The sequence below is a fragment of the Chitinophaga varians genome (assembly GCF_014529945.1).
GTDB lineage: Bacteria > Bacteroidota > Bacteroidia > Chitinophagales > Chitinophagaceae > Chitinophaga > Chitinophaga varians.
The window spans coordinates 870855-890038 of sequence record NZ_JACVFB010000002.1; the positions used below are offsets into that span (position 1 = coordinate 870855).

The 19184-nt window shown below is 49.6% G+C and carries 13 protein-coding genes; 8 read left to right on the forward strand and 5 right to left on the reverse strand.

Annotated elements, in window-relative coordinates:
- Positions 1–35 precede the first annotated feature (35 nt).
- Both ICL55_RS11440 and ICL55_RS11445 read left to right on the forward strand, forming a co-directional pair.
- Complete coding sequence (locus ICL55_RS11440; protein ID WP_188097127.1) at positions 36–1337, forward strand: DUF3108 domain-containing protein; 1302 nt, start codon at positions 36–38, stop codon at positions 1335–1337.
- Positions 1338–1502: 165 nt separating this feature from the next.
- Complete coding sequence (locus ICL55_RS11445; protein WP_188097129.1) at positions 1503–3251, forward strand: DUF4838 domain-containing protein; 1749 nt, start codon at positions 1503–1505, stop codon at positions 3249–3251.
- Positions 3252–3302: 51 nt separating this feature from the next.
- On the opposite strand, the gene ICL55_RS11450 is transcribed toward ICL55_RS11445, so the two are convergent.
- Positions 3303–3890, reverse strand: a complete 588-nt coding sequence (locus ICL55_RS11450; RefSeq protein WP_188097131.1) for a sigma-70 family RNA polymerase sigma factor — start codon at positions 3888–3890, stop codon at positions 3303–3305.
- Positions 3891–3993: 103 nt separating this feature from the next.
- Here ICL55_RS11450 and ICL55_RS11455 point away from each other — a divergent pair, with 103 nt between their 5' ends.
- The 5 genes from ICL55_RS11455 to ICL55_RS11475 all read left to right on the forward strand — a co-directional run bounded on the left by ICL55_RS11455 (position 3994) and on the right by ICL55_RS11475 (position 12599).
- Positions 3994–4974: a FecR family protein gene (locus ICL55_RS11455; RefSeq protein ID WP_188097132.1), complete on the forward strand. Its 981-nt coding sequence runs from the start codon at positions 3994–3996 to the stop codon at positions 4972–4974.
- Positions 4975–5160: 186 nt separating this feature from the next.
- Positions 5161–8496 (forward strand): TonB-dependent receptor, encoded by a 3336-nt coding sequence (locus ICL55_RS11460; RefSeq protein ID WP_188097134.1) that lies wholly within the window; start codon positions 5161–5163, stop codon positions 8494–8496.
- 9 nt (positions 8497–8505) lie between these two features.
- Positions 8506–10149 (forward strand): RagB/SusD family nutrient uptake outer membrane protein, encoded by a 1644-nt coding sequence (locus ICL55_RS11465; RefSeq protein WP_188097136.1) that lies wholly within the window; start codon positions 8506–8508, stop codon positions 10147–10149.
- Positions 10150–10179: 30 nt separating this feature from the next.
- Positions 10180–11460 (forward strand): NHL domain-containing protein, encoded by a 1281-nt coding sequence (locus tag ICL55_RS11470; protein ID WP_188098361.1) that lies wholly within the window; start codon positions 10180–10182, stop codon positions 11458–11460.
- Complete coding sequence (locus ICL55_RS11475) at positions 11460–12599, forward strand: family 20 glycosylhydrolase (protein ID WP_188097138.1); 1140 nt, start codon at positions 11460–11462, stop codon at positions 12597–12599. The genes ICL55_RS11470 and ICL55_RS11475 overlap by 1 nt, the downstream gene beginning before the upstream one ends.
- A gap of 57 nt (positions 12600–12656) precedes the next feature.
- On the opposite strand, the gene ICL55_RS11480 is transcribed toward ICL55_RS11475, so the two are convergent.
- The 4 genes from ICL55_RS11480 to ICL55_RS11495 all read right to left on the reverse strand — a co-directional run bounded on the left by ICL55_RS11480 (position 12657) and on the right by ICL55_RS11495 (position 14714).
- Complete coding sequence (locus ICL55_RS11480) at positions 12657–12950, reverse strand: DUF1330 domain-containing protein (protein WP_188097140.1); 294 nt, start codon at positions 12948–12950, stop codon at positions 12657–12659.
- Between the two features lie 11 nt (positions 12951–12961).
- On the reverse strand, positions 12962–13369 hold the full coding sequence (locus ICL55_RS11485; protein WP_188097142.1) for a DinB family protein: 408 nt from the start codon (positions 13367–13369) through the stop codon (positions 12962–12964).
- A gap of 75 nt (positions 13370–13444) precedes the next feature.
- Entirely contained in the window at positions 13445–14281 is an 837-nt protein-coding gene (locus ICL55_RS11490; protein ID WP_188097144.1) for an AraC family transcriptional regulator, read from the reverse strand.
- Between the two features lie 76 nt (positions 14282–14357).
- Complete coding sequence (locus ICL55_RS11495) at positions 14358–14714, reverse strand: hypothetical protein (RefSeq protein WP_188097147.1); 357 nt, start codon at positions 14712–14714, stop codon at positions 14358–14360.
- A 401-nt stretch (positions 14715–15115) separates the two neighbouring features.
- On the opposite strand from ICL55_RS11495, the gene ICL55_RS11500 reads away from it, so the two are divergent.
- A complete protein-coding gene (locus tag ICL55_RS11500; RefSeq protein WP_188097149.1) occupies positions 15116–18994 on the forward strand; it encodes a glycosyl hydrolase family 18 protein in 3879 nt (1292 codons plus the stop codon).
- Positions 18995–19184: the final 190 nt, after the last annotated feature.

The window sequence follows — 19184 nt, forward strand, 5'->3', positions numbered from 1 at the left end:
CATAATTTTGTAAGGTCAGATAAACTATCACAACTATGCTTTCTCCATTTCGTAAACCACTGTTCATCGCCGCTGCCACATTGCTTGCGGCCATTTCAGGTAACGCCCGGGCGCAGGGTAAATTCGATCCCAAGCTACTGAAGGATAGCAAAAACACGTTGGTGTGCTACATGATCAATGACGGCCGCGAACAGGCGATCGGTACTTTTACTTTCGGTGTCAATACCACCGGTGGTAAACTCTCTGTTACCACTACCACTGCCCTCGCCGGACTGGAACCGTGGAAAGATACCGCCGTATCAGACTTGAACACTTTCAAACCTATCTATGTTGCCTCTCACAATACTATGAAAGACATGGTATTGAACTTCGGTAACGATGTTACCGGGTACCATGTTGACAAAAAAACGGGTGAGAAGAAAGTAATCAAAGAAGCCGGGAAGCAGCCCTTTGTTGACAGTTACTCCTATCCTTTCCTGTTGTCACTGCTGCCGTTAACTTCCGGCTACAAGACCGACCTGTCAGTGTTCGAATATAAGCCTGCCAACACCGACAATGTGAAAAAGGTGGTGGTAGAGGAAGTGAGGAACAATACCTACGTCAGCAAATTCACCGGAAAACATGACGTATGGGAAGTGTCTGTCGTAGAACCGGCAACCAATGATAAATTGATTTGCCTGATCGATAAAAAGACCCGTCGCCTCTGGCAGTTAGAGGAAATGGCCAATGGTCAGCATATCAGAATGGTAGACATGGAGACCGACTTTAACTCCATCAAAGCACCTTTCGATAAAGAAGCGACCCTGAAAATGGTCAAAGGTGGCGACGCCATCATCTCCGGACAGGTATTTGCCCGCGACTTCGATGAGGGCAACAGGTTGCAGGTGGTGAATATAAAAGCCAAACAGGTTGCTGCCAAGGGTACCCAGGTGATCCTCATCCCCTACAACGATTACTTTAAGGAATGGATCAAAGTAAACGAAGAGCAGCGGAAAAAAGGCCGCGAAGGTATCGCCCTTTCAGACGATGCTGCCCTGTGTATCAAAAGTACCAGGATATATGATGATAATGGTCACTTTGAATTCGTCAACCTGATGCCAGGAGAGTACCTGTTGTACACGGAATTTAATTTTTCTCACTCCTATAGCCAAAGCGAAGTGGTAGGATACACAGATCACTATATTAACGGTATGTTCCAGGGCACCAGTGCCAACACGGTAAGCCGTAACTATAGCACCGGTGCAGGCGCGGCGGTAAAGAAAGTAGTGACGGTTGATAAACCCGGTGAGAAAGTGGAAGTGAAACTGAAGAAGACAAAGACCTGGGAGGCGAGGTAGTCCCTCCGCAATGAATTTTCGGGATGAACTGGTCACATGTCTTTTATGCAACCGGAATTAAGAAGTATAGCACATATAAATAAAGGATTCAACCATTATTTTATTCATTTGTTATTTTTCGGAATGAATTATGTAGGGGTATAATTAATATTAAAATAAAAACAAATGAAAGTCAATGTCTTCGCGCTCTTGATGTTATTGTCCTTTTGCTGTTGTGCGCAGAAAAAAGGGATCACCATTATCAATGGTGGTAAGACTGACTATAAGATAATCATTCCTCTTCATCCTTCTGCAGTTGAGACTTTTGCGGCTAAGGAGTTACAATCATATATTTCAAAAATTTCGGGGACAACGCTTCCGGTATTGCCGGATAACACGCCGGTAAAGACCAATGAAATTTGCGTTGGTAACACAAACAGATCAAAAAATATATCTATAGGAGGTCTTAATCCTGATGGCCTGATCATAAAAACGGATGGACAGCGCTTGGTGCTGACTGGCGGGAGTAGAAAGGGGGTGCTTTATAGTGTATATGATTTTTTAGAAACATATACGGGGTGTAAAAGATATGCAAAGGATGCGATGTATATTCCCTCTTTAAAGACGATTTCCATTCCGGCTTTGATTAATAGGAAAGAAGAGCCGGCTTTTGACTTCAGAGCGCCGTTTTTTTATTTTTCGGATTCGCTGGTTACTGCATTTGGGAATTGGCAGAAAGTAAATTATTTTTTTGAAGACAGGGGAAGCATTGCCCATACATTTGAGGTATTGCTTCCTCCTGATGTTTATTTCAAATCTCATCCCGAATACTATGCTTTAATGAATGGAACCCGGAAACCAACACAGCCTTGCTTGAGTAATCCCGAAGTGTTCAATATAATGTTGGCAAACCTGAAAAAGGAGATGCTTGCCAAACCGAATATGAAAAATTGGTCTGTTAGTCAGAATGACAATCCCGACTTTTGCCAGTGTTCCTTGTGTGCGCCTAAATATGCGCGGGAGAACGGGAGTTATATGGGTGCCTTGCTGCCTGTGGTGAATAGAATAGCATCGCTCTTTCCGGACAAGACTATTAGTACGTTGGCTTACCATCAAAGTATATTGCCGCCTAAAACGCTCAAACCGAATAAGAATGTGGAAATAATGTTTTGTACCACAGAAGTAGACCGGGGGGAACCTATCAGCAGTAGTACAACCGCGAGTGCGCAACAGTTAAAATCCACACTGGCCCAATGGAAGAAACTGACCAGCAACATTTTTATATGGGACTATACGATCAACTACTATAATACACTTAGTCCTTTTCCTAATTTGCATACCCTTCAACCCAATATTCTTTTCTTTAAACAGAATAACGTATCTAAGTTATTTGAGCAGGGTGTAAGCGACCAAAAGGGAGATTTCTCTGAGCTCAGGGCGTACCTGCTTTCTAAATTAATGTGGAACCCCAATATTAATGTTCGGCAAATAACGGATGAGTTTTTAAGCGGATTTTATGGTCCGGCCAAAGGAGAGATTGCTGCTTACCTTCAATTGCTGGAATCGGAATACAAGAAGAACCGAAAACCGCTCCTTTCGTGGGATTCTCCCGCCGTTTTCACAGATAGCTATCTTAGTCAGCAGAATATAGAAAGGTATAAGGCAATCTTTAGCCGTGCGGAAAAATTAACTGTCAACACACCCTATTACGCACGTGTTGTACGGGAACGTCTGGCAGTGGACTATATTGATCTGGAGCTGACCCGTACCAATCCTGCGAAGAATGCAATGGCAAGCCAGGGAATGGCAGTTAATGGTAATTTGAAGTCCCGACTTCAGAAGTTTGTGACAGAATGTAATCAGTTGGGTATTAGCTGGCTGGCTAATGGTCAAAAGAGCCCGGCGGATTTCGCAAAGAGTTTTGATCATCAATAGTCAGGGAAACAATTGTATGGAAACAGCCGTCAATAGGGATGGCCATCGATATTATAGCAGCTGTTTGGCCAGCACCAGTCCCACTACCGCCATCACGCCATAATCCTTAAACTCGCTCCGCATCACCTGCAGCGCTTTTCCCATATGCTTCTCCACGGCCTTCACGGAGATGCCTAAACGCGCTGCTATTTCCTTGTAGGACAGTTCATCTCTCCTGCTCAGTAAAAATATTTCCCGACTGCGTTCAGAGAGTCTGTCCAGCGCTTCACCGAAACGTTTTTCCAGTAATTGCAGATCGTAGTTGCAGGTGCTCTCGGCGGCTTCCGGGATGGAGAGCTGTTGATGGTGCTGTTCATGGATCAGGGAGTTACGTAGTTCATTGAGGATGCGGTTACGCAGGGCGCTGTGCAGGTAGGCGCGCAGGTTGGTGATTTCACTGAGGGAAGCGCGTTTCCGGTACAGGTTAAGAAATACTTCCTGTAGCAGGTCTTCCAGCAAATGCGGCACGGGCAGCTTTTTAAAAGCGGCCAGGTATAGCGCCTGTGCATGGCGGTCGTGCAACGTTTTGAAGGCGTTGTTATCGTCGCGTGCCAGCAGGGCTATGAGTTCGTGGTCGGATAAGGTGGAATACGCGGTCATTCGGGCCAAAAGTTAAAAAAATAAAAGCGATGTTGATAGTATCTCCCTAAAAAAGAAAAAAGAAGGGGTAGGGTGGGTAAAAAGTTATGTGTCTTATATAGACATGCAACCAGATACAACCGATCGGCAGCTACTGGCGCTGCTCGACAAATACCTGAAAGGGGACTGTACGGAACAGGAGCGGCAGCAGCTGGAATCCTGGTATGAAGCCTATGAATCCCGGCTGGCGGATGATGGTCCTGCGGAGCTGCCTGCGCTGTACGACCGTGTGGTGGTGCAGTTACAGGCCGAACAGGAATGGGTGGTGCCGGTTAAAAAGATGCGTGGCTGGTGGAAAGTAGCGGCTGCGGTGCTGATATTGATCGCCGGTACGCTGCTGGTGTGGGTGCTACGCGCTCCCCGGATGGAGGAAGTACATACGCTGGCCGGGCATCACCAACAGTTGACGCTGCCGGATGGCACACGGGTATGGCTCAACGTGAGCACCAGCCTGAAATACAGCGCCGGTATGAAAAGCGGTAAGCGCGACGTATATCTGGAGGGCGAAGGCTATTTCGATGTGGCAACTAACGACCTCCACCCTTTTATCATCCATACGAAAGACATTACTGTAAAAGTATTAGGCACCCGGTTCAACCTGAAAGCCTACACCGGCGAATCGCTGGAGACCTCCCTCCTGCAGGGAAAGGTGGCGGTAAGCCTGAACAGCCTGCCGGAGAAGTCATTGCAGCTGGCACCACAACATAAACTGACACTTACCCGTAAAGCAGACGCGGAACAGGCCACCGGAGAAGACTGGGGCGAATTTATAGCGGAAGTACTGCCTATTCAGCGGGAAGGCGAAACTGAAACGCTCTGGCAGAAAGACAAAATGGAATTCCACGATAAGTCATTCTCAGCACTGGCAAGGATAATGGAAAGATGGTATGGCAAAACCATCATTATTAAAGATGCATCGCTCAACAGCAACCGGTTCAACGGTACCTTCCGCCGCGAAGATATCAACCGGGCACTGAAAGCGCTGCAGATCACCGCCGACTTTAATTATAAAATCAAGGGAGACACCGTAATCATTTATAAATAATCAACCAAAAGAACAGTACAATGCAAATATCCACGACTATTCCACTACCGGGCTAGCGCCCCCTATACATCAATAGAAAAGGGAAGTGCGGCTACACTCCCCTTTTGCCGTCAAACATGGAATGAAACAACAATTTCCGTGCGGGAAGTCATGTGTTTCAAATTGTCTAACATTCAAACCAAATGTATGAAAAAAAAGCTGTGTCCACAACCAGCCATTCCCCGGTCTTTATTGAGAAAAACACTATTGTGTATGAAGCTTTGCCTGTTACTGATGACTGCTTTTGTCCTGCAATTGCGTGCCGCAGTTTATTCACAAACACGCTTTTCCATCAACAGCAAACAGATGGAAATGCGTCGGCTGCTTGAATGGATAGAAAACAAAAGCAGCTACCGCTTTCTCTATAACTATAAAACGTTCCCCGCTACGGATAAAGTAGATGTGAACTTCAACAATGCCACGCTGCCGGCCATACTTGACAGGGTATTGCAACAAACCTATACCTACCGGATACTGGAAGATAACCTGGTGGTCATCTCCCCTTCCGAAAAACAGCAGGATATTACCGTAAAAGGTAAGGTAGTCGGCAATAACGGCATCGAGCTTATCGGCGTAAACGTACAACTGAAAGGTACCAGCCGCGGCGCCGCCACCGACGAACACGGCAACTTCTCTATCAACGCACCTGCAAACGGGGTGCTCCTTATCTCCTATGTGGGATATGCCTCTCAGGAAGTACCGGTGAATGGCAAAACACAACTGAGCACTATTACGCTGAAGGCCTCCGATGCCGGACTGAATGAAGTAGTGGTACTGGGCTATGGCCAGAAACAGATACGGCAAAGCGTTACCGGCGCGGTAAGCAGTATACAAACCAAAGAGCTGAAACAAAGCCCGGTAGCCAACCTGACCAACGCGCTCGCAGGACGCCTGCCCGGCCTTATTACCGCGCAACGCTCCGGCCGCCCCGGTTCTGACTACTCTCAGTTATTCATTCGCGGTATCAATACCACCGGCTCCACTAACCCATTGATCGTTATTGACGGTCTCCCCCGCGGTAATGCCGACCTGGGCCAGCTGGACGCCAACGAAATAGAATCCGTGACCATCCTGAAAGATGCCGCTTCCACAGCTTTATATGGTATACAGGGGGCGAACGGGATCGTGCTCGTGACCACCAAACGCGGACAGGACGGTCCGCCCAATATACAGATCAACGGACAGTACGCGCTGCAACAGCCAACAACTTTCCCCCGCTTCCTGGACTCCTATCGCTCCGGCCTCCTGCAAAATGAAGCCGCCAAAAACGATGGTATGCAGCCGGTATGGACGGAACAGCAACTGGAATATTTCCGCACCGGCCTCAAGCCCTATGATTATCCCAATACCGATTGGTACAACGAATTGATCAGGAACTTCTCCCCCCAAAAGACCCTGAATATGAATATCAGCGGCGGCTCTAAATATGTACGGTACTTTGTGTCCGGCTCTTACCTCCGCCAGGAGCCACTCTACAAGCATGCCAATGAGAATATTTATGACATCAAGTATAAATACGACCGCTTTAACTTCCGCTCCAATGTGGATATTACGCTGGACAAAAACACTGACCTACAGGTAGACCTGGCCTCCCGCCTCGAGAACCGCACCGGTCCATCATCCGACAGGGCTGATTTTGAGTTCCTCTGGGTAGTGCTGTCGCAGATGACTAATAACCTCACGCCGGTAAAGAACCCCGATGGCAGCGTTGCTTCCGGTAATATGCGGGAGGATTTCTACAATCCTTATGGCCTGCTCACCCGCAACGGTTACCTGGATGCCTACTGGCACAGCACCAACGGCAGCGTGGCGCTCACCCGCAAACTGGATTTCATCACACCCGGCCTGAAAGTAAAAGGACTCTTCACTTTCGAGAACTACGGTACTATCAACGTAGCATTCGATCAGGAGTTTGACTCTTACCGTTATAAATCCGTGCCTGGTACCGACGGCGGTATTTATACCCAACACCGCACGGCTACCAGCCTGCAACGCTCCGGTGCTTCCAGCGGTGAAAGATATTACTATTACGACCTGAAACTGATGTATGACCGCGATTTTGCTAAACACACACTGGGAGGCCTGTTGCTGTTCAACCGCAACTACCGTTCACAATCCGGTGATCTGCCACGGGTATACGAAGGCTACGTGGGCCGCTTAACCTATAACTACGATAAAAAATACTACCTCGAATTCAACGCTGGTTACAATGGCTCCGAGAACTTCCCTCCCGGCCGTCGTTATGGTTTCTTCCCCGCGGTATCTGCGGCGTGGATGATCAGCAATGAACACTTCATGCCTAAAGATGGAGCGCTCAGTTACCTGAAGCTGCGTTTCTCCCATGGGTATGTGGGCAATGATCAGGTGGGCAATGGCCGCTGGTTGTATATCTCTGATTTTGCAAAGACCGACGGTTTTACTTTCGGCAGCGTGGCTTCTGGCGTGGGCGGTTATGTGGAAAACAGGATCGGTAATACGGCCATCACCTGGGAAAAGGCCTCCAAAACAGATCTCGGCATTGAAACAGGTTTCCTCAAAGACAAAATAAAACTGAACCTGGACCTGTTCCGTGAGCTGCGCAGCGACATCCTTACGCAGGCAGGATCTATTCCGGGCTACCTGGGTATCACGGCAGCGCTGAACCGCAACCTGGGCCGTGTGCTGAACAGAGGCGTGGAAGTAGAGCTGAACGTCAATACCAACATCAACAAGGTGGGCATCTTTGCGAAAGCCAACTATCAGTATGTGAAAAACAAGATACTGGAGATGGACGAGCCTAAACTGGCCTATGCCTATCAAAGCCAGGTAGGCAATCCTATCGGTTATGGCCTGGGATATATCGCGGAAGGCCTCTTCCAGAGCAAGGATGAAATTGCTAAAAGCCCTAAACAAACATTTGCTCCTTTGATACCGGGAGATATTAAATACAAAGACATCGATGGAAATGGTGTCATTAACGAAGCAGACCGGGTGATGCTGCCCATGCTGAACGTGCCAACAGGATACTTCGGTGTCACATTGGGCGTTGATTATAAAGGCCTCGATGTGAGCGTGTTGTTCCAGGGCGCTACCGGCGGCCGTCAGATGTACTCTGCGCAGCTGGTGTACAACTATCGCGAAAGCTACCGTCCTGTCCACGAAGGCCGCTGGACACCGGAAACAGCTGATAAGGCCACTTTCCCGGCTTTGCATCTCGTAGAAAGCAATATGTCCAACAACTTCATCAACTCTACCTACTGGATCAGAAAAACGGATTATATCAAACTGAAAAATCTGGAGATCGGCTACCGGCTGCCGCGTGAATGGATGAGAAAAATTAAGCTGAAGACTGCACGTGTATACGTCAACGGTATGAACCTGATAAGCTGGGACCATGTCAACGACCTCGGTGTGGACCCGGAAGCCAATACGGCAGACCGCTGGGGATGGCAACCCTATCCTATCATGCGCATATACAACGCCGGCATTACCATCAACCTTTAAACCACGATCATGAAACTAACAGTGAATATAAGAACAGGTATACTGTCAGCACTGATACTCTGTATGTGTGCCTGCAAGAAAAATTACCTCGACAGAAAACCCAGCGACCTGATCACGGAGGAAGAGGTGTTTAAGAATATCGAGAATGCTGAACGCTTTGTGAATACTACCTATCAGGGCCTGCCTAATATATTCCAGACAGGATGGCCGCTGAGCAGCGCTACGGATGAAACCAATCAGGCGATCGACAATTCCAGTGCAGATGCCGGTAGTTTTAATACCGGCTCTATGAGCCCGTCCAACTTTCCGCTGAGTGGGCAGTGGGACGAATACTACGGAAAAATACGTGCCTGTAACATCTTTCTGAAGAATTACGATAAAGTACCTAATGACCCCAATTATCCCGACCGCCGCTCCCGGCTAAAAGGTGAAATACTGGTGTTGCGCGCGTTTTACTATTTCCAGCTGGTGATCCGCTGGGGGAATGTGCCGCTGCTGCAACAAGTAGAGAACCCTTTCGATAACCCGGAAGGTATCTACTTCAAACGTAACAGTATCGCCGAAGTGCTGGGAGCGGTTATTAAGGACCTGGATGATGCCACGGCATTATTACCACCTACTTATGCAGAGCGCCCCAGCAATTGGGGACGGGCATCGCGGGTGATTGCCTTGTCATTGAAAGGCCGCGCCCTGCTGTATTACGCCAGTCCGCTGTATAACCCCGCCAATGACCAGTCCCGCTGGACACAGGCTGCCAATGCCTGTAAAGCGGCACTGGACTCAGCGCTTAGCAACGGCTATGCGTTGAATGACAGTTATGGAGAGATTTTTACACAGTACTTCAACAAAGAAGTGATCTGGAGCAGACCTGCTCCCGGCGCATTTGGCGACGGCGGCATCGACCGGGAGATGAACCCCCGCGGCGCGAACGGTTATGGCAATGTGAATCCCATCCAGGAACTGGTAGATGATTACGAAATGAAAAGTACCGGGCTGCCGATCACCGATCCGGCTTCCGGCTACAACCCACAGCGTCCCTATGAAGGCCGCGATCCTCGTTTTTACGCCACCATCCTATATCCGGGCTGTATTTGGAAAGGTCGTCCGCTGAGCCCGAATAGTGACGATGCTCCCCGCCCCGGCCAGAATGCGACCAACTACTGGCCACGCAAATATTTGCTTGAAGGTGTGAACCTGTTCTCCAATACCGGCGCTACTGATCGTAAATGGGTGCTCATCCGCACTGCTGAACTGTACCTCAACTATGCAGAGGCACAAAATGAAGTGGCGGGTCCTGGTGCGGATGTTTACAACGCGCTCAATGCCGTCAGAGGCCGTGCCGGTATTCCTGCTGTCAATAGTGGTACTAAAGAATCACTACGTGAACGTATCCGTCATGAAAGAAGGATAGAGCTGGCACTGGAAGCGCATCGTTTCTGGGATGTGCGCCGCTGGAAGATCGCAGAAGTCACTGACAACCGTGAGATACATGGTGTCACCGTCACCGGCAGTGGTAATGTCACCTACAGCTATCCTGTTGTGGAGAAACGTGTTTTCGATCCTAAGCGTGCCTACTGGTTGCCCGTGCCACAGGCAGAAATGGACAAAGTGAGCGGCCGTAATCCGGAATTTGTTCAGAACCCGGGCTGGTGATAAAGGCTTCATCCCAAAATCTAAAACAACATGAAACACATCCGATATTATCTCTTGTTGCTGTTGAGCGTATTGGCATTCAGCAGTTGTAACAAAGACAAAGCATTTGAGCATGACGCTGCGTCTCCTATTGTCATTGATAAATTCACTCCGGCTGCCGGCGGCGCTGGTACGGAAGTGCTGATCTATGGCAGAAACTTCAGTCTGGATACCAGTCGTGTATCCGTGACAGTTAACGGTGTGAAAGCTTATGTAGAAGGTGTACTGGAAGACCGTATCCTGATCGTGATTCCCCGTAAAGCCGGCAGCGGCAAGATATCCGTCACGATCGACGGGCAGGCTGGCGCCAGCACGGAAGATTTTAACTATCAGACATCGTATCTGGTAAGTACCCTTGCGGGCAACAGTTCCGCCGGATACGCCGACGGGAAAGGGCCAGCGGCAGCTTTTAACTTTGGTAACCGCTGCGGGCTGGATATTGATGCCGATGGTAACCTGTATGTGGCAGAAGCGGAAAACCGCCGCATACGCAAGGTGGCGCCAGATGGCACCGTGACTACACTGGCAGGTAGCGGCAAAAATGAATATACAGAAGGCAAAGGCACGGAGGCCTCCTTTTACCTGCCTATGGACGTGGTGGTGGATAAAAACGGCAATATCTTCACCTCCGACCCGGCAGCATGGACTATCCGTAAGATCACGCCTGATGGTACCACTTCCCTCGTTGGTTGGTTTGAAGCCTGGGGAATCGGCATCGATAAAAGAGACGGAACGCTGTATTATACCGACGGCCGGAGCAATGGCAGCGTTTACAAAGTAAAGCAGGATGGCAGCGCCGACCAGATCATCACAGGACTCTCCTATCCTTCGGATGTGGCGGTAGACAGTAAAGGCAACCTCTTCGTGGTGGTGAACGGTAATTCCGTTATCCAGGAATATAAATACGGCACCTGGGAGAAAGGCGTCACTATCGGCCAGTCAGGCGCTACGGGCCTGGTAAACGGCCCGGCCAATACCGCCAAATTCGAATATCCCTGGATGATAGCCACCGACGCGCATGACAACCTCTATGTGGCCGGCAACGGTACCTGGGATGGATCGTCTGTTAATACCAATCAGTGTATCCGCTTCATTGCGGCCGGCACCTGGCAGGTAAGCACCTATACCGGCGGCAGCACTGCCGGCTTTGCCGATGGCACCGGCGCGGCTGCCTTGTTTAGCGCCCCCACCGGCGTAACGGTAGGGAAAGACGGTGCCGTGTATGTCGTCGACAGAAAAAATAATCGTATCAGAAAAGTAATCGCAGAATAATGATGGGAAAAAGAGCTTTAAAATGGATGTTGCTATTAGGGGCCATTATCATCACCCTGCAACTCAGGGCGCAGGACTACCGCGCTTTTAAATGGAATGAACTGCCAATAAGAGGATTGATGATGAGCGTGCCTGCCAAACAGGACATCCCGTTGTTCTGTGATTTTATCAGAAACGCCTTGCCCAAAGAAGGCGTCAACACGCTGGCCCTACGGATTGAATTTTGGTACCAGTATGAAACGCACCCGGAGGTGGTGGAGCCTAATGCCATCAGTAAAGAGGGGCTGCAGCAGATCGTACAGGCCTGCCGCGATGCAAAGGTCCGCTTCATTCCCATGATGAACCTGCTGGCCCATCAGAGTGAGCAATCGGAAATAGGCAGACTGCTGAAACAGTATCCGCAATTTGACGAATCGCCGGACTACAATCCGCCCGTACCCTGGAAAAACGGTGGTATGTTCGACTTCTACAGCAAATGCCTCTGCCCTGCACATCCCGATCTGCCTAAGGTGCTGTTCCCCATGATGGATGAACTGATCGACGTATGTGGTGCAGACGCCCTGCATGTTGGGCTCGACGAAGCATGGATTATAGGGTATGATAAGTGCCCCCGCTGTGGTGGGCGCGACAAATCAGCAATATTAGCCGAATACATCAACTTGTTGCACGCTCATCTGAAACAGAAAGGCTGTGAAATGTGGATGTGGAGCGATCGGCTGATAGACGGCAAAACCACCAACCTGCTGGCCTGGCAGGCAAGTATGAACGATACCCACCGCGCTATTGACCGCATCCCGAAAGATATTATTATCTGTGACTGGAAATATGAAAGTGCTCCTCCTACTCCTGCTTATTTTGCACTGAAGGGGTTTAATGTGCTGGCGAGCGCCTGTGCAAAAACGGATGTAGCCCTCGCACAGCTGGACCAGATACTGGCGGGCCGGAAAGACGGCACCCGTGCGGATTTCGCTTTGCCTGTGGCAGAACGGATGAGGGGTGTTTTTGAAACCATGTGGATCAATTCCAAAGATTTTATCAATGCCTATTATGGCAAAGGAGAATATACGCCCGGGGCAAAAGCCAATGCGGATACCTTTAAGGCGTTGTTTAAAGGTGTCCGGGATGCTGCCAAACGGTAACCATGTTCATGCCATACAAAAAATGCGGGGCGCTCTTAAAAGAGCGCCCCGCATGCATTAAGAGGTGAATGCTTTCACCAATACCATGGTGCAGTTACGCACTGCCTTTAGCCTGAGGGCTTTCAGGGGCTGGTAGGCCGGGTCCTGATAACATTGGAGTGCCGCCTCCTGTGAGGGAAACCGGATGATGGCGTTCATCATACGGGGGCTGCCTTCTACTGCAACGCCTTCGATGTCTGATGCTACAACGGAGGCTCCGTATTTTTCCAGCAGGGCTATAACAGCCGGTGGGTATTGGCTGAAGAGCTCCATGTCAATAATGTCGTAACTATTAATATAATAGACTGCCATGTAATCTGATTTTAGTAGGTGTATTCCGGAGGTGTGATGTCGTAGCAGCGCAGGTAGGTAGTAGCCTGGCCGCGATGATGTGTAATATGGTCCAGCGTAGCATAGAATCCGTGAATGACTTTTTCATCGGTATCGACGTTCTCTATACTTTTTTGCAGGGCATCGAAGCTCTTAGACAGATATTCCTGTGTAGCTGCCGCATCTTTGGTGATAGCAGGCGGATTCCAGTCAGCGTTTTTTTGCAGGATGTAGTTGTCATTACACCAGGCGATACCATACCCGATATGATGCAGTAGTTCATTAAAACTCCAGATCGCGGCATCCGGCTTAAACGCATAGCTGTCTGCAGGCATGGCGGTGGCCACGTTCATGGTATATTGACGGGCATTCTCCAGCGTACTTAATAATTGTGCTTTCATAAACATAACAAGTTGTTTGATAGCACAAAACTATCTCACCCTGTTAGTCCGGATTTAAGGAAAATTGCTGTTTTTTTATCGCCGGGTTTGAGAGGGGGCCCGGCCGAATTGTTTTTTATAGGCAGCGGAGAAATGTTCGAGGCTGTTGAAGCCGGTATCGAAGGCGATATGTGTAACCGGTTGGCTGCTGTGGCGGAGCTGAAGATGGGCTTCTTTTAGTCTTACCTGTAACAGATAGTTATAAGGTGTGATGCCTGTCATTTGTTTGAACAGCCTGTTGAAGTGAAAAGGGCTGAGGTGGCCAATAGTGGCTAGTTGCGGAAGGGAAATGTCTTCTGAAAGATGATCGTTGATAAATGATTTTACCGACGATATCAGGGGGAGATGATTTCTCTTTTGTTTGTCTGTCAGCGGCGGAATGACTTTCTGTTGCCCACGGGAAAGGACCAACGAAAACAGTTCCAGCATCATCTGATCAATGCAGAGCCGGGGAAAATGCGGCCTTTGCAGCAAGCTGAAAATGCGGTAATGGAGGTATTCCATTTCCGGCGTTGCTTTAATCAGTACCGCATGGAGGTCGGGGTTCTTCAGAAACCAGGACAGCTCTCTGCCCTGTTCTTCCAACTGATCGATATTGATTGCCGGGAAAGAGAAGATAGTGCATTGGTCCGGCATGTCATGTACATGTCCTACCCGGTGTTCGTATCCGGGCTTGCATACCAGGAACAAGCCGTTGAAAGCGTCCAGGTCGTTGCGGAACACTTTGAAAATAAAATTACCCTGGCGGATAAAAGCGATGGAAAAGGTATCCTGATGCTCCCAGGCAGAAAGGGTACACTGCTGGCACTGGCACAGAAAGTTGTGCACATGGCCGATAGGCGACTGGTAAATATTTTGTACGATAGCTTCCATAGTTGCTGGTGGTAACCGCGTTTGTAAAGGTAAACAATTGCTGTTGCCTGTACGGCAGAATTTGCTAACGATACGATCAAAAAGGAATTTCTTCCACCGGAATACTGACCTCACTTAAAAAATAAACATCTTCCCTTTCTTCCGGTTCCTCCAGCCACAGCGGATATTTTTCGGCGGTGTTAAAATGTTGCTGCAATAATCTGAGAAGGTGTTCGGACGCCATATGCGCTTCCTTTAGAATGGCTTCCTCTTCTGCTTTGCTAAGGAAAGATTTCCGTCCTTTTTTACCCGCTGCGGGATAGTGGCACCGCATTTTCCGGTAAAACGTAGGCTCGCTCCAGTTACAGGCGGTACATACCATATGCCGGAACTTCCCGCAGAAGATGTTGAAAACAGCATAAACGTCTCTGAGTAAATTAGGATCTGAAGTCATTTTGTTTTTGTTGTGCGTGAGGGAAAAAATACGGCACTCCGGAAACAACGATCACATGACACTGAAGGCAAGATACCATATCAATACGCAAGGGATTTGCGTGCTGTTATTTTCCTTATCTATATAACAAAGGAATCCTTACGATGTACTGTTCATAATCCTTCTGGCAGCAAGTATACAGCAGTGGTCATGGAAAAAAATATTTTTTATCGCATGGTACTTTTTTAAAATTGCGCCGACTCCCCCATCGTGCTGTTTATTCGCGTGAAACCCTTGTCACTTTATTATAGATCTGAAAACCTTACAAACGATAGCCTAGCATTAACCCGAACGCACATGTAATTCCCTTTGAGTTGAGCACTAGTTTTTATTAACCATTATCTTAACAAACAATCATCACTATGACACCAAAATCTACCAATGGAGGCGCAGCGCTCCGCTGTCTTGCATTCGTCTGTTGGCTGGTACTGTCACTGTCGCCCGGGAGCTATGCCCAGGTGAGCCCGACTGTTCCGGCTACCACCCAACAACACAACAAGCAGGTGATCGGCTACATCACCCAATGGGATGCCTGGAAAAATGTGGCAGGCACTGTTCCGTTGGGCGGCTACAATCACCTGAATCTGGATTATTCGCAGTACACCATCCTGAACTTCTCGTTCTTTGGTGTGGCGAATGACGGATCGCTGCACAGCGGTGACTTCCGCAACAAAAACATTTATCAGGCCGGCGCGGTGCAGGCACCTGCTCCGCTGGTAAATGAAGACATTTACAGTAGCTGGGATATGTATCTGTTGTACGGTGAACTGGACGTCCTGTACTACATCCCCGACAACAGCTACGCTTACTCCCTCGGCTATCGCAACGGCGGCAGCGGATGGACCAACGTCAACACCGGTAAAACAGGCAGCTTCCCGTTGTCTGTGCCCAAACAGGGCGGCGCTCCCGGCGTGATCGATCTGGCCCACCAGAAAGGCGTAAAAGTACTGGCCTCCATAGGCGGCTGGAGCATGTGCAAACACTACCCTGAAGTGGCCGCCGACGCTACTAAAAGAGCCAAATTTGTTGCAGGCTGCCAACAGCTGATCAGCATGGGCTTTGACGGGATAGACTTCGACTGGGAGTATCCCAACGACGCGGGGATGAACATTGAACACTACAGCAGCGCGGACTACACCAACTTCGCGATACTGCTGGAAGCAGTGAGGGCCGCCATTGGCCCCAATAAACTGATGACCAGCTGCTTCTCCCCTGCCCTCGCCAAACTCCCGGGCTTTGACTGGCCACGCCTCAACAACGTCCTCAACTATTTCAACATGATGACGTATGATTACAACGGCGGATGGTCCAACAAAGCAGGTCACAACTCACCCCTGTACGAGTATCCCGGCCAGGAATTCCCCGGCTTCTCTCTTGACGCCACCACAAAAGGTTTACGCGCACTCGGTATCAACATGAGCAAAGTAAACCTCGGCGCGCCTTTCTATGGCCGCGGCGTAATCACCAACGGCACCGCTGCCCTGAACGCGCCTACCGTAAAACGTGCTGAAACCGTGCAGCCTGACGGTCCTATCCAGACCTGCGCAGACTACACCAACTGGGCAAAAGACGTATGGGACGGTACACCCAACTACAGCTACATCGTGAATACTACCGGCTCAGGTTCCGGCTGGACCGACAACTGGGACGATGTGGCCAAAGTGCCTTATAAAACAAAGGGCAACTTCTTCCTCAGCTATGACAACGAACGCTCCGTTGCAGCTAAAGCACAGTATATCAAAGACAATAGCCTGGCAGGCGTGATCATCTGGCAGGTGTATGCTGATATGACCAATATGACCAGCAGCACTGTGCCTAAAGGAAAACTCATCTATTGTCCTAATACCAGGTCTCCGCTGGTGAACAAAATCAATGAAGTGTTTGCCTCCGGCGGCAGCGGTACCAACGTGCCTCCTACCGTAAGTATCACATCGCCGGCTAATAACGCCTCCTTTACTGCTCCGGCCAGCATCACTATACAGGCAGCTGCCAGCGATACCGACGGACAGGTGAGCAAAGTAGATTTCTATAATGGCACTACCCTGTTGGGCACCGATAGCACAGCTCCGTACAGTTATGCCTGGAACAATGTACCCGCCGGCAATTACACGATCAAAGCTATTGCTACCGACAACAAGGGCGCTTCTAGCACTTCCTCCTCCGTAAGCGTGGTGGTAAATACCTCCGGTCCCGGCCAGCCTGGCGACTCCGGTAAGGTTATTGTAGGTTACTGGCAAAACTGGGGATCTCCTACGGATGCTTCTCCGTATATCCCTCTCCGTAATGTCAACCCTAAATACAATGTGATTGAAATTGCGTTCGCTGTCAGCGGAACAGACCTGGCCACTATTTCTTTTGTGCCGGAAAACGTAACCCCGGCGCAGTTCCTCTCAGATGTTCAATACCTGCAGTCACAGGGTAAAAAAGTGCTGTTATCGCTGGGTGGAGAAAACGGTTCCCTGAACCTGTCTACCACCGCGAAGAAACAAGCCTTCGTTACTTCCATGAAAGCATTGCTGGACCAATATAACTTCGACGGTTTCGACCTGGACATTGAAGGGGGTACCAATCTGCAGCTGGACAACGGAGATAAGGATTTCACCAATCCTACCACTGTCAAAGTACAGAACCTGATTGCCGGTGTGAAAGAGATCATTGCCTACCGTAAAGGTCAGGGTAAAAACTGCTGGCTCACCATGGCGCCGGAAACCTATTATGTACAAACAGCTTATGGCTCTACCTATTCTCCATTGGTAGGCGCATACCTGCCGATTATCTACGGACTGCGTAACGAACTCACTTTCATCCAGACGCAATACTATAACACCGGTTCCGTAATGGGCCTCGATAACGGCGTATACAATCAGGGTACTGCTGATTTCATCGTATCGATGTCTGAAATGTTGCTGAAAGGATTCCCTGTGTCTGGTACGACACAAACCTTCCCGGCATTGCGTCAGGACCAGGTGGCCTTCGGTCTTCCGGCTACGCCCAGTGCCGCCGGTGGCGGTTATACGGCCCCTGCCAATGTGAAAAAAGCCCTGGATTATCTGATGAAAGGACAATCTTTCGGCGGCGCCTACCAGCTGCGTAATGCGGCAGGATACCCTGGCCTGCGTGGTATCATGACCTGGTCTATCAACTGGGATAAGGCCAATGGCGATGAATTTGCCAATAACTATTATGATTATTTCTTCGGCTCAGCCCCGATCAACAAGCCACCGGTGGTGAACATCACTTCCCCTGCCAACAACACTAATTACACGGCACCTGCTACGGTGAATATTCAGGCGGCAGCTTCTGACAGCGATGGCGTGGTAACCCGCGTAGCTTTCTATCAGGGCAGCACCCTGCTGGGCGTAGACAGCGTAGCGCCTTACACCTGGACCTGGAACAGCGTGGCAGCCGGCAGCTACAGCCTCACCGCTAAGGCTACCGATAACAAAGGAGCCACTACCACTTCCGCAGCGGTGAACATCAGCGTCACTGCCGCAGGCAATAAACCGCCGGTGGTGAGCATTACTTCTCCTGTCAATAACGCAACCTTCACTGCACCAGCCACGGTGAACATACAGGCCGCGGCATCTGACAGCGATGGTGTGATCACCCGCGTAGCCTTCTATCAGGGCACCACGCTGCTGGGCATCGACAGCGTAGCGCCTTACGCCTGGAGCTGGAGCAATGTGGCTGCGGGTACCTACAGCCTGACTGCTAAAGCAACAGATAACGGTGGCGCCACTACTACTTCTGTAGCGGTAAACATCACGGTAAATGGTGGTAGCAACAATTGTAACGGTATTCCGGCGTGGTCTCCTTCCACTGCTTACAATGGTGGTGCGCAGGTAGTGTATAACGGTAAAGTATACTCTGCAAAATGGTGGACACAGAACGAACAGCCAGACATCAGCACCGGCGACGGTAAGCCATGGAAATATGTTCGTGACTGTACAGGTGCAGCCATGGCGGCTTCCATGCCAGAGCAGCTGACGGCTTATCCCAACCCGGTAACAGGTGGTGATGTGCAAATTCTGGTAGATGCTCCTGCCGGTGAAAAACTGCTGGTGGAAGTACTGGACCTGAAAGGCAGCGCTCCGGTATTGCAACAGATACATACCGCCAATATGAAAGGGAATATACCTTTACGCGTAGATATGTCTAAAGTGCCGAACGGTACCTGGATTATCAGGGTCACCGGTCAGCAAAGCAGAAAAATCTGGCGTAGTAAAGTTGTGAAGCTGTAATCACGCAAAGGCGCAGAGCAGCAAAGCAGCAAAGATGATATAAGCGAGCAGAGAAAGCAAAGGAGCGGAGATCAAATGTGATCTCCGCTCCTTTGCTTTCTTATCATTCTTAAAAAATAGCGCTTTGCGCCTTTGCTGCTTTGCGCCTTTGCGTGAAAAAAAGGCCCCCCGGAGAATCCAGGGGTGCCGT

Excerpts from the sequence above, each read along its gene's own strand:
- ICL55_RS11440 (WP_188097127.1), top strand. The coding sequence starts at position 36 with ATGCTTTCTCCATTTCGTAAACCACTGTTCATCGCCGCTGCCACATTG.
- ICL55_RS11445 (WP_188097129.1), top strand. The coding sequence starts at position 1,503 with ATGAAAGTCAATGTCTTCGCGCTCTTGATGTTATTGTCCTTTTGCTGT.
- ICL55_RS11450 (WP_188097131.1), bottom strand. The coding sequence starts at position 3,890 with ATGACCGCGTATTCCACCTTATCCGACCACGAACTCATAGCCCTGCTG.
- ICL55_RS11455 (WP_188097132.1), top strand. The coding sequence starts at position 3,994 with ATGCAACCAGATACAACCGATCGGCAGCTACTGGCGCTGCTCGACAAA.
- ICL55_RS11460 (WP_188097134.1), top strand. The coding sequence starts at position 5,161 with ATGAAAAAAAAGCTGTGTCCACAACCAGCCATTCCCCGGTCTTTATTG.
- ICL55_RS11465 (WP_188097136.1), top strand. The coding sequence starts at position 8,506 with ATGAAACTAACAGTGAATATAAGAACAGGTATACTGTCAGCACTGATA.
- ICL55_RS11470 (WP_188098361.1), top strand. The coding sequence starts at position 10,180 with ATGAAACACATCCGATATTATCTCTTGTTGCTGTTGAGCGTATTGGCA.
- ICL55_RS11475 (WP_188097138.1), top strand. The coding sequence starts at position 11,460 with ATGATGGGAAAAAGAGCTTTAAAATGGATGTTGCTATTAGGGGCCATT.
- ICL55_RS11480 (WP_188097140.1), bottom strand. The coding sequence starts at position 12,950 with ATGGCAGTCTATTATATTAATAGTTACGACATTATTGACATGGAGCTC.
- ICL55_RS11485 (WP_188097142.1), bottom strand. The coding sequence starts at position 13,369 with ATGAAAGCACAATTATTAAGTACGCTGGAGAATGCCCGTCAATATACC.
- ICL55_RS11490 (WP_188097144.1), bottom strand. The coding sequence starts at position 14,281 with ATGGAAGCTATCGTACAAAATATTTACCAGTCGCCTATCGGCCATGTG.
- ICL55_RS11495 (WP_188097147.1), bottom strand. The coding sequence starts at position 14,714 with ATGACTTCAGATCCTAATTTACTCAGAGACGTTTATGCTGTTTTCAAC.
- ICL55_RS11500 (WP_188097149.1), top strand. The coding sequence starts at position 15,116 with ATGACACCAAAATCTACCAATGGAGGCGCAGCGCTCCGCTGTCTTGCA.